This is a genomic window from Enterobacter cloacae, from assembly GCF_011078175.1.
Classification (GTDB): Bacteria; Pseudomonadota; Gammaproteobacteria; order Enterobacterales; family Enterobacteriaceae; genus Enterobacter; species Enterobacter cloacae_Q.
In genome coordinates this window covers 207,300-221,401 of sequence record NZ_JAALCJ010000007.1, presented here as the reverse complement: position 1 = coordinate 221,401, position 14,102 = coordinate 207,300, and the positions used below count along the sequence as shown (strand labels likewise).

The following is a 14,102-nucleotide window of genomic DNA, read 5'->3' as shown; positions in this document are numbered from 1 at the left end:
ACCCTCTCCCAAAAGGAGAGGGGACAATGCGGTTTTCTCCCTCTCCCTGTGAGAGAGGGGACAATGCGGTTTTTCTCCCTCTCCCTTTGGGAGAGGGCCGGGGTGAGGGGAAAACTCAGCGAGTAATATCCCACCCACGCGCCTTCCACAGCTCTGGCAACTGCGCCAGATCGGTAAAGGTCGTCACTTTTGGATGATCGATCGGCTTGTTATGTGGGTCGGCACAGAAGTAAAACACCTCCATCCCGGCGTCAATGCCCGACTGCGCACCCGCGGACGAGTCATCCACCAGAATGCAATTCTCCACGTTCACATTCATCGCTTTCGCCGCATGGAACATCAGCGCCGGATCGGGCTTCCAGCGCTGGATATCGTAGCCGCTGTACAGTTTTTCCGGGAAGTGATGCAACATGCCCAGTTTGCCGAGCGAGTGCTGCATTTTGCTGACCGGGCCGTTAGAGACCACGCAGATCGGCACCGTCATCGCCTCCAGCAGCGCGTTAGCGCCGACGATAGCCTCCAGCTCGGCGTCGAAAAGGCGTGCGACCTCGGCGCGGTACACCGGTTCCAGATCCGCTTTTGCCAGATCCACCCCGTGCTCTTCGTTAATGATGTCGATGATCTCGTACAATTTCACGCCTTTAAAGCGTTTGAACACCTCGTCGAGATCGAGCGTAATGCCAAATTCCTGGAACATGGCAACATACGCGCGGGAACAAATGACCTCACTGTCGACCAGCGTACCGTCACAGTCGAAAAATACCGCTTCAATTCCGGACATGCCTTTCCCTTTTAACAAGTTTAACGTTTTCGTACGGCAGTTCACCGGGACGCAATCGTTGCCGTATAAGCAAAATCAATGAAAAAAGTATCCCGTAACCGCCACTATTGTCGCATTTTGGTATAGGATAGCGACGAATTTTCCCTCCTTGTTCGGAAATTGATGATGAGTCAACAACACACTACCCAGACATCTGGTCAGGGGCTGCTTGAGCGCGTGTTCAAACTGCGCGAGCACGGCACAACGGCACGCACCGAAGTGATCGCCGGTTTTACTACCTTCCTGACGATGGTCTATATCGTTTTTGTTAACCCGCAAATTCTGGGCGTGGCTGGCATGGATACCAGCGCCGTCTTTGTTACCACCTGTCTGATCGCCGCCCTTGGCAGCATCCTGATGGGCGTTTTCGCTAATCTGCCCGTGGCGCTGGCCCCGGCGATGGGTCTGAACGCGTTCTTTGCGTTCGTGGTGGTTCAGGCGATGGGCCTGCCGTGGCAGGTTGGGATGGGCGCTATTTTCTGGGGTGCGGTTGGCCTGCTCCTGCTGACCATCTTCCGCGTGCGCTACTGGATGATTGCGAACATCCCGGTGAGCCTGCGCGTGGGTATCACCAGCGGTATCGGTCTGTTTATCGGCATGATGGGGCTGAAAAATGCCGGTGTGATCGTGGCGAACCCGGAAACCCTGGTGAGCATTGGTAACCTGACCTCTCACAGCGTGCTGCTGGGCGTGCTGGGCTTCTTTATCATCGCGATCCTGGCGTCGCGCAACATCCATGCTGCGGTGCTGGTCTCTATCATCGTGACCACGCTGCTGGGCTGGATGCTGGGCGACGTGCATTACAGTGGTATCGTCTCTGCACCACCGAGCGTCTCTACCGTTATCGGTCACGTCGATCTGGCTGGCTCGCTGAATCTGGGCCTGGCGGGGGTGATTTTTTCCTTCATGCTGGTCAACCTGTTTGACTCATCCGGTACGCTGATCGGCGTGACCGATAAAGCGGGTCTGGCGGATGAAAAAGGCAAATTCCCGCGCATGAAGCAGGCGCTGTATGTGGATAGCATCTCCTCCGTCGCCGGCTCTTTCATCGGCACCTCGTCTGTTACCGCTTACATTGAATCCTCTTCCGGCGTCTCCGTAGGCGGCCGTACCGGCCTGACTGCGGTAGTCGTAGGTCTGCTGTTCCTGCTGGTGATCTTCCTCTCTCCGCTGGCGGGGATGGTGCCACCATACGCGGCAGCCGGCGCGCTGATTTACGTCGGCGTGCTGATGACCTCAAGCCTGGCGCGCGTGAAGTGGGAAGATCTGACGGAAGCCGTTCCGGCATTTATTACCGCGGTGATGATGCCGTTCAGCTTCTCGATCACCGAAGGTATCGCGCTGGGCTTTATCTCTTACTGTGTGATGAAGATCGGTACAGGCCGCTTCCGCGAACTCAGCCCGTGCGTGATTATTGTGGCGCTGCTGTTTGTGCTGAAGATTGTGTTTATTGATGCCAAATAAACAGCAAGCCCTTTTCGAAGAAAAGGGCCCTGGTGTTTGCTCCCTCTCCTCGTGGGAGAGGGTTAGGGTGAGGGCTTACGCCTTCACCCGCTTAATATAATCCCCAAATGCCGTCAGCTGACCAGAGAGATGGTCACGCGTACTCTGATCCACCACTTCACCCGTCTGCGGGTCGACTTTATTCTGAATCACACCGCCCATAAATTCCGGCTTGTTCATCACCATCGCATCCAGGAACACCAGGATCTGACGCAGGTGATACTGGCAGCGCGCGCCGCCGATGGCGCCCATTGAGCTGGTCTGGATCAGCACCGGCTTGCCTGACAGCGGCTGCTCCGGTAAACGGGATAACCAGTCAATGGCGTTCTTCAGTCCACCCGGCACCGAGTAGTTATACTCAGGCGTCACAATCACCACCCCGTCAGCCTGACGGATCTGCTCGGCTATCGCTTCCACGCTCTGCGGGAACCCTTCTTCTTGCTGAACGTCAGCATCATAAAGCGGGATGTCGCCAATGGACGGCAGGGCACTGATTTCCATTCCCGCAGGCGCCAGCTGCGGCAGCGTACGGGCAACCATCCCGTTAAAAGAACCTTTGCGCAGGCTTCCCAGTAACGTAACAACTTTCAACGTATCAGACATGATTACTCCTGTTTCATCATGATGATCCTGGACGGATCAGCTATGGGTGGATGCTTTTTCTGCCGGTAAACTGGTTAATCGCATCAGGCGGGCGGCGGGCTCGTTGGCGCGCTCTGGTACATCCGGAAGACTACGCCAACCGCGAGTACTGTCAAATTCCCAGATTTTCAGCCGTTCGATGGCAGGGCTCACCGCAACAGACCAGATCAGTACATCCTCAGCATCGCTGAGCGCCTCTACCAGCGAGGCTTTTGTGGCACGCAGGCGACCGGAGCCGGGGAGCAATTGCAACAGACTGGCATCGTCTGACGCCGCGCCGCTCAGTTTGCGGATGCTCTGGCGAAGGGTGATGAGCTGCGCTCTGGCTTCAACGGGGTCGTTCTGGTTACGTATCCACAGCTTTTCATTGCTGGAGAGCGGGTATTCATCGAGCGCGTTAGCACCATGGAAGCTGCGCGTGACGCGTTGCAGCTCCATATCCAGGCCGCAATCACCTTCAGTCGTCAGCGCGACGCCAACAATGTTTCCGGTATACGCAATGGAAAAATGGGGGAGTGCCGGGTCCGCAAAAACCGGGCGACCTTCTGGCTGGGTGAGTATGTCCGGTAATTCGCTGGTGCCGTACAGCATAAAAAGCAGTTCTGCGAGGAGCGCTCTGGAGGCTAAAAACCGCGTCCTGCGGTGTTCAGGTAGCTTGAGCGCCTCACTGTGGCAGGCTGTAGAAATTCTGGCCGATACGAGATGCCCTTCCGTTAGTGTTCCTCGTGCAAAGTGCGTAGCCATTTTTCGCTCCTTGATAATGGTCGTAATCGGTTAAACGGTTACATGATTATCGCTTAACTCAGCTTTTGTTTTAATCAGTAAATGGAAATAAGAGAAGCCTGAGGACCGAACTTTACATTATCTTAGGCAAAAACCTGCCCTGGCGCGGTATACAGCGCTTTGATCGTCTCGCGTAGCCAGAGGATTTTCGGATTATGGCTGTTCCGTTTATGCCAGATCAGCGTGAAGGGTACGGTGAGCTTTTCTGCCTGCGCCTCATCGATGGGAATGGGAAGACAGACCAGATTACGCTGGTGAAGTTGATTGTAGTGATGGCAGTAGTGCGGCGCAGTGGCAATGTAGTTGTGATCTGGCTGGGCCGCCATAAACATCGACTGTTCAAATCCGGGCAAACTCATGGCGATATTACGCTCCCGTCCCATCTCTCTTAGCACCTCGTCGAGCGCCCAGGTGTCACTGCGTTCCCAGAAGATGCTGATATGCGGGTAGCGCAGAAACGTCTCCAGATCCCACGCTTCCTGGAGCGCGGGATGATCCTCGCGCAGATAGACGCACGGACGGTCGCTAAAAAGGATTTCATAGTCGATAAACCACGGCATCAGCTTCAGCAGTTCCCGCGAGCGTGGGTGCGTTTCGCGACCGGTGAAGCCAACATCCACTTCCCCGCGCGTAATGGCGTCCAGCGAATCGTAATCCCATTGGCGCAGCTTCACCGTCGCCTGCGGATAGCGCTGGTTCACCTGTTCCAGTAGGTCATTAAAGCGGATCAGCATCAGCGGCGTTTCGGCGGCGAGTACAAACTTGAGCCCGCCAGGAGAACTATGGTGGAATTTATCGAGGATCTGGTTGCCAATCTGCATCCAGTCGGCCAAATCCTGTTCCAGGCTCACCGTCAGCGGCGTGGGCAATAGCCCTAAGGGCGTTTTCACAAACAGCGGATCGTCGAACCAGTCGCGCAGCTTCGCCAGTGATTTACTTACTGCGGAAGGCGTCACGTTCATCCGCTTCGCGGCTTTGGTGACGCTGCGCTCCTGCAACAACAGTTGCAGGCAAAGTAAAAGATTAAGATCGAGATTGCTGATGGGCTTCTTCATAGTGCGCTGCGGGCTGGATGACCATAAGTAAGGTAATGCAGAGTATGCTACAGCCAATCAGAACCCCGATCAGCATATTCAGCGCGTTCAGGCCGATCACCGCCGCCAGCCAAATCCACAACGACGAACCGCAGACCTGCGCAATGCCCAGTACCGAGCTTGCCACGCCTGCCCGTAGCGAGAACGGGCCAAGCGCCTGACTCATCGCCACACCAAAGCCAACGGAGAATCCGGCGCAAATCAGGGTTATGCCCACCAGCATCACAGCGTGTGAGGTAGCGATTGCCAGAATCAGGCCTGCGGCGAGAAACAGCACCTGTGAGGTGAGCATTAGCGTGCGCTGGCGGAAAAGATTGAGCGCAAAGGGCGTCGAGAATGAAACTGCCATGCTGACCATCGCGGTTAGCGCCATCACCGTAGAATACTCACCGCGATCGAAGCCCATGGTCTCCATTAGTAACACTGGGGAAACGTTTACATAGGTGAGGATCACCGCCACGCTGAGCGTAGTGATAGTCAGGCGACTCAGGAAAAATCGGTTGATGAGCTTCTCGGCCGGGTGAATGCTTGCGGTATGGACAATGTTCTGCGAACCCGGGTGGGTCTCTTTCAGCACGGCAATCGACAGGACAAATACCAGCGCGCCCATGGCTGCCATGGTCCAGAACAGGCTTTGCCACGGGAATTTCAGCATGATCAGGTAGCCCACGACGGGAGCCAGCACCGGGATGATGCAGGTAATGCCGTTCATCATCGACAGCACTTTGGCGCGACGCTGGGCGCTTAAGGTATCGCGCAGAATGGCAAACGCCACCACGTAACAGCCGCCCGCGCCAATGCCCTGAATAAATCGTCCAGTCAGGAACAGGGTGCTTTCCTGGGCGACGGAACACAGTATCGATGCCAGCGCGAAGACAATCGCACCTGTAATGGCGACAGGCTGACGTCCGGCTTTATCCGCGATTTTCCCGGCAAATACCATCGACGATGCCATCCCCGCGAGGTAGGCCGAAAACGCGATGTGAAGCTGCGCCTCGCTGGCACCCAGATCGCGGGCAATATGCGGTAATCCCACCAGATACATATCTATTCCGGACGGATACAACAGAACCAGCGCAAAACTACAAAACAGAAAACGAGCCATAAATCCCCCATGGATGCAGGCATGCAGGATAGGGGGCATGGAACGATTAAGCGAGTTGCCATTTGGACAATGGTGATTTCCTGGAAGGAAATCACCTTATATGAGCGGGAATTACTTGCCGATACAGAAGCTCGAGAAAATCCTCCCCAGCAAGTCATCCGACGTAAACTCCCCGGTGATCTCACTCAGGTTCTGCTGCGCCAGACGCAGCTCTTCCGCCAGCAGTTCACCGGCCCATGCGCCTATCAGCTGGGCTTTACCCTGTTCAAGGTGGCGAGCCGCCTCTTCCAGGGCCTGCAAGTGACGACGGCGTGCCAGGAAGCCCCCCTCCATGCTGGTGTCAAAGCCCATGCTCTGTTTGAGATGGTTACGCAGGTCTTCCACGCCTTCACCAGTACGGGCCGACAGGCGAATAAGTGAGTGACCATTCACATCACTGATGCCCAGCGTTTCGCCGGTAACGTCTGCCTTGTTGCGGACCACGGTGATCGGCAGTTTAGCCGGGAGACGGGCGATAAAGTCTGGCCAGATTTCAGCCGGGTCAACGGCGTCGGTCGTGGTGCCGTCCACCATAAACAGCACGCGGTCGGCCTGCTCGATTTCCTGCCAGGCGCGTTCGATACCGATACGCTCAACTTCATCGCTCGCATCGCGCAGGCCAGCGGTGTCGATGATGTGCAGCGGCATCCCGTCGATGTGGATATGCTCGCGCAGGACGTCGCGGGTAGTACCGGCTATGTCGGTCACGATCGCCGCTTCACGGCCCGCCAGGGCGTTCAGCAGGCTCGATTTCCCCGCATTAGGGCGACCAGCAATCACCACCTTCATCCCTTCACGCAGCAGGCTGCCCTGGCGCGCTTCGGCGCGTACCGCGTCGAGGTCGCTCATCACCTGGTTGAGCTGGGCTTCGATTTTACCGTCGGAGAGGAAATCGATCTCCTCGTCAGGGAAGTCGATAGCTGCTTCAACATAGATCCGCAGGTGAGTAAGTGCTTCCACAAGGTGATTCACGCGTGCGGAAAATGCACCCTGCAATGAGTTCAGCGCGGAGCGGGCTGCCTGTTCAGAACTGGCGTCGATCAGGTCAGCAATCGCCTCGGCCTGCGCCAGGTCGAGCTTATCGTTCAGGAAGGCACGCTCGGAGAACTCGCCCGGCTTCGCAATGCGCAGGCCGGGCAGGGTCAGAATACGTTTTAACAGCAGGTCGAGGATCACCGGGCCGCCGTGACCCTGAAGCTCCAGCACGTCTTCGCCGGTAAAGGAGTTTGGGCCGGGGAACCACAGCGCGATGCCCTGGTCCAGCGGCGTGCCGTCGGCATCCTTAAACGGTAGATAATCAGCGTAGCGCGGCTTCGGCAGTTTACCCAGCACCGCTTCGGCCACCTCGCGCGCCTTCAGGCCGGAGATACGCAGAATGCCTACACCACCGCGTCCCGGTGGGGTTGCCTGGGCGACGATAGTGTCGTTATGGCTCATGATTGCTCTCGTTCAATACAAATAAAAAAGGCGGTCAATCGACCGCCCTTATTTTAGCGTTAACTTAACGGATCAGGACTTTTTCTTTTCGCGGCTATGCAGGCCACGTTTTTCCAGACCGCGGTAAATCAGCTGCTGCTGGATGATGGTCACCAGGTTGCTGACGATATAGTACAGCACCAGACCTGACGGGAACCACAGGAAGAACACGGTGAAGATGACCGGCATAAAGGTCATGATCTTCTGCTGCATCGGGTCGGTCACGGTGGTCGGAGACATCTTCTGAATGAAGAACATCGTCACGCCCATCAGGATCGGCAGGATGTAGTACGGGTCCTGTGCGGACAGGTCATGGATCCACAGGGCGAACGGCGCGTGGCGCAGCTCAACGGAACCCATCAGCATGTAGTACAGCGCAAGGAAGATTGGCATCTGAATCAGCAGCGGGAAGCAACCACCCAGTGGGTTCACTTTCTCTGCTTTATACAGGGCCATCATCTCCTGACTCTGACGCTGTTTATCGTCGCCCAGACGCTCACGCATAGCCTGAATCTTCGGCTGTAGCATACGCATCTTCGCCATGGAGGTGTACTGCGCTTTCGTCAGCGGGTACATGATGCCACGAACGATAAAGGTGATAACGATGATGGAGAAGCCCCAGTTACCCAGGAAGCTGTGGATGAACTTCAGCAGCTTAAACAGCGGCTGAGAGATGAACCACAACCAACCGTAATCAACGGTCAGATCCAGGTGCGGCGCAACGGCAGCCATTTTGTCCTGGATTTCCGGGCCGACCCACAGGGTGCTTGCCAGTTTACCGGTTTGACCCGGCTGCACCAGAACCGGCTGAGATTTGTAGCCGATGGCTGCAATACCGTTGCCGAGGTTCGCGGTGTAGAAGTTGTTCGTACCGTCGTTATTCGGTACCCACGCCGTCGCGAAATACTGTTGCAGCATTGCGACCCAACCGCCTTTAGAGCTGACGTTCAGGTTTTCGTTATCGGCAATGGTGTCGAATTTGTATTTCTCGTACTTGGTATCTGGCGTGGAGTATGCCGCGCCACGGAAGGTATGCAGCGCAAAGTTGCTGCTTCCGGTGTCACGGTGTGACGGCAGGTTGATGGACTGCTTCAGCTGACCAAAGGTAGAGATTTCCAGCGGTTTCGCACCGGCGTTCTGTACGCTGTAGCCCACGTTCACCGCATACTCACCGCGTTTCAGGGTGAAGGTTTTGGTGAAGGTGTTGCCTGCCGCGTCGGTGTAGGTCATCGGGATAACGAGTTCGTTCTGACCATCAGCCAGCACAAACGTGTCGTTCTCGACGTTATACAGTGGACGCGCACCGTTAGCCGGGTTATCCGGGCCATCACGACCGGTCAGGCCGCTCTGCGCCTGGTAGATAAACTCTGGCGTGGTTTCCAGTAACTGGAACGGTTCGTTAGACTTCAGCTCTTTCGGGTAGGTCAACAGCAGCGCCTGCTCAACATCACCACCACGGGTGTTGATAGTCAGCTCAAGCACATCGGTCTTAACCGTAATCTGTTTCCCCTGGCCACTGGCCGGTACGCCCTGGTCGGCGGCGCTACCCGCTGCGGTGGTCGTGGTCTGCGTGGTCTGCTGCTGGGGTTGAGGATTTTTATCCTGCTCCCATGCCTGCCAGATCATGAAAGACACGAACAACAAAGCGATGATAAGAAGATTGCGTTGCGAATCCATCGTTAGTGTTCTCTGGTATCAAAAGGTCCTGGAGGGACGGGGTCGTCTCCACCTGGGTGTAAAGGGTGGCATTTTAATACGCGTTTCACCGTCAACCAACTGCCTTTTATCACTCCAAACCTGCGCAATGCCTCAATTCCGTAGCTTGAGCATGTTGGCGTGAAACGGCAGTGTGGCCCGAGTAGCGGACTAATCAGGCGTTGATAGACCCGAATGAGGGCTATCAGGACCCGCGAGCCAGGCGACAGTGGCGGCGCCATAATTTTTCCAACGCTTCCGAGAGAGCACGGTTATCGAGGTCGGCAACCCCTTTTTTAGCCACCACCACGAAATCCATTGAAGGCAGTTCGTGTTGACGTAAACGGAAGCTTTCACGCGTCAGACGTTTAATCCGGTTGCGTTCATGCGCACGCTTAACGTTTTTCTTGGCGACTGTGAGACCGATGCGGGGATGCCCCAGCGAATTTTGGCGGCCGAGGATGGTGATTTGCGGCGTGCCAGCCCGTAATGGCTGCTGGAAGACGAAAGTGAAATGAGTGGGAGTTAACAAACGTAACTCCCTGGGAAATGCGAGCTTAACCACTCAGGGGTTAGCTTTATTACTTGGAAACGGTCAGACGAGCGCGGCCTTTAGCACGACGACGTGCCAGAACCTGACGACCATTTTTAGTAGCCATACGAGCACGGAAGCCGTGAGAACGGTTGCGCTTCAGTACAGACGGTTGAAAAGTGCGTTTCATGGCGATTTCTACCTAAACTTGAATAAATTCACTGACTTTTGCGTATACCCGAACGAGTTTCGAACGACTAACGCCTCAGCGTGGGTGATTAAAGAGGCCGGATTGTAATAATTGTACACTCCGGAGTCAATTCTCTTTCCTTAAATCCCTGCGTATTTCCGCACGATTTCGCGTGGAAAATGAGCAACGGACGACGCAGGAAGATGAGCATCACGCGCCGGGGCGAGGATTATACGGGCTCACCAACAAAGCGCAAGGATCGTCCAGGATCTTCGTTAGATCATTTAAACCCAAAATTGTCTGTGCTCATTAAATTTTCCAATATGCGGGCTAAATCGCGAGGCACTCGCGTCAGGATCGTTTACACTTACCCGATTCCGGATCTTCCTGTGGATAAATCGGGAAGAATCTGTGAGAAACAGAAGATCTCTGGCTCAGTTTAGGCTATGATCCGCGGTCCCGATCGGGATCCAGCGATCCTGGTCGGACATAAACACAACATCGTTCAGGTTGTATCAGCGATAGCGTGTATAACCGCAGATAGCGGTTCGCACATCACCCTGATGGGGTCATGTCGATGTGCGCCAACAATCATGAATATTCAATAGCTTTCTTTTATTGTTCGAGTGGAGTCCGCCGTGTCACTTTCGCTTTGGCAGCAGTGTCTTGCCCGATTGCAGGATGAGTTACCAGCCACAGAATTCAGTATGTGGATCCGCCCGTTGCAGGCGGAACTGAGCGATAACACGCTGGCTTTGTATGCGCCAAACCGTTTCGTGCTCGATTGGGTAAGGGATAAATACCTTAATAATATCAATGGATTGCTGAACGATTTCTGCGGGTCAGATGCCCCGCAGCTGCGTTTTGAAGTGGGCACAAAGCCGGTTACCCAAACCGTTCGTGAAGTTGTCAATGTGGCGGCCCCTGCACAGGCGGCGCCCGCGCCTGCGCCTCGCGTTGCACCGGCTCGTCAGGGCTGGGATAACGTTCCGGCCCCCGCTGAGCCCACCTACCGCTCTAACGTTAACGTGAAGCACACGTTCGATAACTTCGTTGAAGGTAAATCGAACCAGCTGGCGCGCGCGGCGGCTCGCCAGGTTGCCGATAACCCTGGTGGCGCTTACAACCCGCTGTTCCTGTATGGCGGCACGGGTCTCGGTAAAACGCACCTGCTGCACGCGGTGGGTAACGGCATTATGGCGCGTAAGCCCAATGCCAAAGTGGTGTATATGCACTCCGAACGCTTCGTTCAGGACATGGTAAAAGCCCTGCAAAACAACGCGATCGAAGAGTTTAAACGCTACTACCGTTCCGTTGATGCGCTGCTGATCGATGACATTCAGTTCTTTGCCAATAAAGAACGATCGCAGGAAGAGTTTTTCCATACCTTTAACGCCCTGCTGGAAGGCAATCAGCAGATCATTTTGACCTCGGATCGTTATCCCAAAGAGATCAACGGCGTTGAAGATCGTCTTAAATCCCGCTTCGGCTGGGGCCTGACCGTGGCGATCGAGCCGCCGGAGCTGGAAACCCGCGTCGCGATCCTGATGAAAAAAGCCGATGAGAACGACATTCGCCTGCCGGGTGAAGTGGCGTTCTTCATTGCCAAGCGCCTGCGTTCCAACGTGCGTGAACTGGAAGGGGCGCTGAACCGCGTTATCGCCAACGCCAACTTCACCGGTCGTGCGATCACCATCGATTTTGTGCGTGAAGCGCTGCGCGATTTATTGGCTTTGCAGGAAAAACTGGTCACTATCGACAATATTCAGAAGACCGTGGCTGAGTACTACAAGATCAAAGTGGCAGATTTACTGTCTAAACGTCGTTCCCGCTCGGTGGCGCGTCCGCGTCAGATGGCGATGGCGCTGGCAAAAGAGCTAACCAACCATAGCCTGCCGGAAATCGGTGATGCGTTTGGTGGCCGTGACCATACGACCGTGCTGCACGCTTGTCGCAAGATCGAGCAGCTACGCGAAGAAAGCCACGACATAAAAGAAGATTTTTCCAATTTAATCAGAACATTATCATCGTGACGCTATGAAATTTACCGTTGAACGTGAACATTTATTAAAACCGCTGCAACAGGTGAGTGGCCCATTAGGCGGCCGCCCTACGCTGCCTATTCTTGGAAACCTGCTGCTTCAGGTCGCGGACGGTACGCTGTCGCTGACCGGCACAGATCTGGAAATGGAAATGATCGCGCGCGTTACGCTGACTCAGCCGCACGACGCAGGCGCGACCACGGTTCCGGCACGTAAATTCTTTGATATTTGCCGTGGGCTGCCTGAAGGCGCTGAAATCGCCGTGCAGCTGGAGGGCGACCGCATGCTGGTGCGCTCTGGCCGCAGCCGTTTCTCCCTCTCCACGCTGCCCGCTGCGGACTTCCCGAACCTGGATGACTGGCAGAGCGAAGTTGAATTTACCCTGCCGCAGGCGACGATGAAGCGTCTGATTGAGGCCACGCAGTTCTCCATGGCGCATCAGGACGTTCGTTACTACTTAAACGGCATGCTGTTCGAAACCGAAGGTGAGGAGCTGCGTACCGTGGCTACCGACGGTCACCGTCTGGCGGTCTGTTCCATGCCGATTGGCGACTCGCTGCCAAACCATTCGGTGATCGTACCGCGTAAAGGCGTGATTGAGCTGATGCGTATGCTCGACGGTGGCGACGCGCCGCTGCGCGTGCAGATCGGCAGCAATAACATTCGCGCACATGTGGGCGATTTTGTCTTCACATCGAAGCTGGTTGACGGTCGTTTCCCGGATTATCGCCGCGTATTGCCGAAGAACCCGGACAAAACGCTGGAGGCGGGTTGCGACATCCTCAAGCAGGCATTTGCGCGTGCCGCTATTCTCTCCAACGAGAAATTCCGCGGCGTACGTCTGTACGTGAGTGAAAACCAAATCAAAATCACCGCCAACAACCCGGAGCAGGAAGAGGCAGAAGAGATTCTGGACGTCACCTACGCCGGGGCTGAGATGGAAATCGGCTTCAACGTCAGCTATGTGCTGGATGTGCTGAATGCACTGAAATGCGAGAACGTTCGCATCCTGCTGACTGACTCCGTTTCGAGCGTACAGATTGAAGATGCGGCCAGCCAAAGTGCGGCTTATGTTGTCATGCCAATGAGACTGTAATGTCGCTCACCCGTCTGTTGATCCGCGACTTTCGCAATATCGAAAGCGCGGATCTCGCTTTATCCCCCGGCTTTAACTTCCTGGTTGGCGCAAACGGCAGCGGCAAAACCAGCGTGCTGGAAGCCATTTATACGCTCGGCCACGGTCGGGCGTTTCGCAGTTTGCAGATAGGCCGCGTCATTCGCCATGAGCAGGAGTCCTTTGTTTTGCATGGGCGATTGCAGGGCGCAGAGCGGGAAACCGCCATCGGCCTGACCAAAGACAAGCAGGGCGACAGCAAGGTGCGCATCGACGGCACCGACGGGCACAAAGTGGCGGAGCTGGCGCTGCTCATGCCGATGCAGCTGATTACGCCCGAGGGGTTTACTTTACTCAACGGCGGCCCCAAATACAGAAGAGCATTCCTCGACTGGGGATGCTTTCACAATGAAGCCGGTTTCTTTAACGCCTGGAGCAACCTGAAGCGTCTGCTCAAGCAGCGTAACGCCGCGTTGCGCCAGGTCACCCGTTACGCCCAGCTGCGTCCGTGGGACATGGAGTTAATCCCTCTTGCGGAACAAATCAGCCGCTGGCGTGCCGAATACAGCGCTGGTATCGCCGAAGACATGGCCGATACCTGCAAACAGTTTTTACCCGAGTTCTCTCTCACCTTCTCTTTCCAGCGCGGCTGGGAAAAAGAGACGGATTATGCCGAGGTGCTAGAGAGAAGCTTCGAACGCGATCGCATGTTGACCTACACCGCGCACGGTCCGCACAAGGCGGATTTCCGCATTCGTGCCGACGGTGCGCCGGTAGAAGACACGCTCTCGCGCGGGCAGCTCAAGCTCCTTATGTGCGCGCTGCGCCTGGCACAGGGGGAGTTCCTGACTCGCGAGAGCGGGCGACGCTGCCTGTACCTGATAGATGATTTTGCCTCGGAACTTGACGACTCGCGGCGCGGACTGCTTGCCAGCCGCTTAAAAGCCACGCAGTCGCAGGTTTTCGTCAGCGCCATTAGCGCTGAACACGTTATAGACATGTCGGACGAAAATTCGAAGATGTTTACCGTGGAAAAGGGTAAAATAACGGATTAACCCAAGTTGAAA

The 14,102-nt window shown here is 55.6% G+C and carries 14 protein-coding genes and 1 pseudogene; 4 read left to right on the top strand and 11 right to left on the bottom strand.

Annotated features, from left to right (window positions below; genetic code table 11):
- Positions 1–115 precede the first annotated feature (115 nt).
- Positions 116–781 (bottom strand): 6-phosphogluconate phosphatase, encoded by a 666-nt coding sequence (gene yieH / locus G6Q29_RS16630; protein ID WP_165466480.1) that lies wholly within the window; start codon positions 779–781, stop codon positions 116–118.
- Between the two features lie 165 nt (positions 782–946).
- Here yieH and adeP point away from each other — a divergent pair, with 165 nt between their 5' ends.
- Entirely contained in the window at positions 947–2,284 is a 1,338-nt protein-coding gene (gene adeP, locus G6Q29_RS16625) for an adenine permease AdeP (RefSeq protein ID WP_165466503.1), read from the top strand.
- A gap of 75 nt (positions 2,285–2,359) precedes the next feature.
- Here the strand turns inward: adeP and G6Q29_RS16620 are convergent, their stop codons facing one another.
- The 10 genes and pseudogenes from G6Q29_RS16620 to G6Q29_RS21895 form a co-directional block, all read right to left on the bottom strand.
- Complete coding sequence (locus G6Q29_RS16620; RefSeq protein WP_003861147.1) at positions 2,360–2,926, bottom strand: NADPH-dependent FMN reductase; 567 nt, start codon at positions 2,924–2,926, stop codon at positions 2,360–2,362.
- 36 nt (positions 2,927–2,962) lie between these two features.
- A complete protein-coding gene (locus tag G6Q29_RS16615) occupies positions 2,963–3,709 on the bottom strand; it encodes a 4'-phosphopantetheinyl transferase family protein (protein ID WP_165466479.1) in 747 nt (248 codons plus the stop codon).
- Between the two features lie 122 nt (positions 3,710–3,831).
- A complete protein-coding gene (gene yidZ, locus G6Q29_RS16610; protein ID WP_165466478.1) occupies positions 3,832–4,803 on the bottom strand; it encodes an HTH-type transcriptional regulator YidZ in 972 nt (323 codons plus the stop codon).
- A complete protein-coding gene (locus tag G6Q29_RS16605) occupies positions 4,772–5,947 on the bottom strand; it encodes an MFS transporter (protein WP_165466477.1) in 1,176 nt (391 codons plus the stop codon). The genes yidZ and G6Q29_RS16605 overlap by 32 nt, the downstream gene beginning before the upstream one ends.
- Positions 5,948–6,058: 111 nt before the next feature.
- A complete protein-coding gene (gene mnmE, locus G6Q29_RS16600) occupies positions 6,059–7,423 on the bottom strand; it encodes a tRNA uridine-5-carboxymethylaminomethyl(34) synthesis GTPase MnmE (RefSeq protein WP_165466476.1) in 1,365 nt (454 codons plus the stop codon).
- Positions 7,424–7,495: 72 nt separating this feature from the next.
- Positions 7,496–9,139 (bottom strand): membrane protein insertase YidC, encoded by a 1,644-nt coding sequence (yidC, locus tag G6Q29_RS16595; protein WP_165466475.1) that lies wholly within the window; start codon positions 9,137–9,139, stop codon positions 7,496–7,498.
- A gap of 2 nt (positions 9,140–9,141) precedes the next feature.
- Positions 9,142–9,399, bottom strand: coding sequence for a membrane protein insertion efficiency factor YidD (yidD, locus tag G6Q29_RS16590; RefSeq protein WP_001307474.1), 258 nt, complete (start codon positions 9,397–9,399; stop codon positions 9,142–9,144).
- Positions 9,363–9,722 (bottom strand): ribonuclease P protein component, encoded by a 360-nt coding sequence (rnpA, locus tag G6Q29_RS16585; protein WP_006808764.1) that lies wholly within the window; start codon positions 9,720–9,722, stop codon positions 9,363–9,365. The genes yidD and rnpA overlap by 37 nt, the downstream gene beginning before the upstream one ends.
- A 16-nt stretch (positions 9,723–9,738) precedes the next feature.
- Entirely contained in the window at positions 9,739–9,879 is a 141-nt protein-coding gene (rpmH, locus tag G6Q29_RS16580; RefSeq protein WP_000831330.1) for a 50S ribosomal protein L34, read from the bottom strand.
- A 229-nt stretch (positions 9,880–10,108) separates the two neighbouring features.
- Positions 10,109–10,159, bottom strand: a pseudogene (locus G6Q29_RS21895) (hypothetical protein); the annotation flags it as partial.
- A gap of 358 nt (positions 10,160–10,517) precedes the next feature.
- On the opposite strand from G6Q29_RS21895, the gene dnaA reads away from it, so the two are divergent.
- From dnaA to recF, 3 genes are read left to right on the top strand one after another with little or no spacing between them, the layout of a single operon-like run.
- The gene (dnaA, locus tag G6Q29_RS16575) at positions 10,518–11,912 is read left to right on the top strand and encodes a chromosomal replication initiator protein DnaA (RefSeq protein ID WP_003861124.1); all 1,395 of its coding nucleotides are present in this window, start codon (positions 10,518–10,520) and stop codon (positions 11,910–11,912) included.
- Positions 11,913–11,916: 4 nt separating this feature from the next.
- Complete coding sequence (gene dnaN / locus G6Q29_RS16570) at positions 11,917–13,017, top strand: DNA polymerase III subunit beta (protein ID WP_165466474.1); 1,101 nt, start codon at positions 11,917–11,919, stop codon at positions 13,015–13,017.
- Positions 13,017–14,090: a DNA replication/repair protein RecF gene (gene recF / locus G6Q29_RS16565; protein ID WP_165466473.1), complete on the top strand. Its 1,074-nt coding sequence runs from the start codon at positions 13,017–13,019 to the stop codon at positions 14,088–14,090. Before dnaN ends, recF begins: the two co-directional genes overlap by 1 nt.
- Positions 14,091–14,102: the final 12 nt, after the last annotated feature.

What these genes read in the sequence shown, in the direction of transcription:
- yieH (WP_165466480.1), bottom strand. Translation starts at nt 781, where the DNA reads ATGTCCGGAATTGAAGCGGTATTTTTCGACTGTGACGGTACGCTGGTC.
- adeP (WP_165466503.1), top strand. Translation starts at nt 947, where the DNA reads ATGAGTCAACAACACACTACCCAGACATCTGGTCAGGGGCTGCTTGAG.
- G6Q29_RS16620 (WP_003861147.1), bottom strand. Translation starts at nt 2,926, where the DNA reads ATGTCTGATACGTTGAAAGTTGTTACGTTACTGGGAAGCCTGCGCAAA.
- G6Q29_RS16615 (WP_165466479.1), bottom strand. Translation starts at nt 3,709, where the DNA reads ATGGCTACGCACTTTGCACGAGGAACACTAACGGAAGGGCATCTCGTA.
- yidZ (WP_165466478.1), bottom strand. Translation starts at nt 4,803, where the DNA reads ATGAAGAAGCCCATCAGCAATCTCGATCTTAATCTTTTACTTTGCCTG.
- G6Q29_RS16605 (WP_165466477.1), bottom strand. Translation starts at nt 5,947, where the DNA reads ATGGCTCGTTTTCTGTTTTGTAGTTTTGCGCTGGTTCTGTTGTATCCG.
- mnmE (WP_165466476.1), bottom strand. Translation starts at nt 7,423, where the DNA reads ATGAGCCATAACGACACTATCGTCGCCCAGGCAACCCCACCGGGACGC.
- yidC (WP_165466475.1), bottom strand. Translation starts at nt 9,139, where the DNA reads ATGGATTCGCAACGCAATCTTCTTATCATCGCTTTGTTGTTCGTGTCT.
- yidD (WP_001307474.1), bottom strand. Translation starts at nt 9,399, where the DNA reads ATGGCGCCGCCACTGTCGCCTGGCTCGCGGGTCCTGATAGCCCTCATT.
- rpmH (WP_000831330.1), bottom strand. Translation starts at nt 9,879, where the DNA reads ATGAAACGCACTTTTCAACCGTCTGTACTGAAGCGCAACCGTTCTCAC.
- dnaN (WP_165466474.1), top strand. Translation starts at nt 11,917, where the DNA reads ATGAAATTTACCGTTGAACGTGAACATTTATTAAAACCGCTGCAACAG.
- recF (WP_165466473.1), top strand. Translation starts at nt 13,017, where the DNA reads ATGTCGCTCACCCGTCTGTTGATCCGCGACTTTCGCAATATCGAAAGC.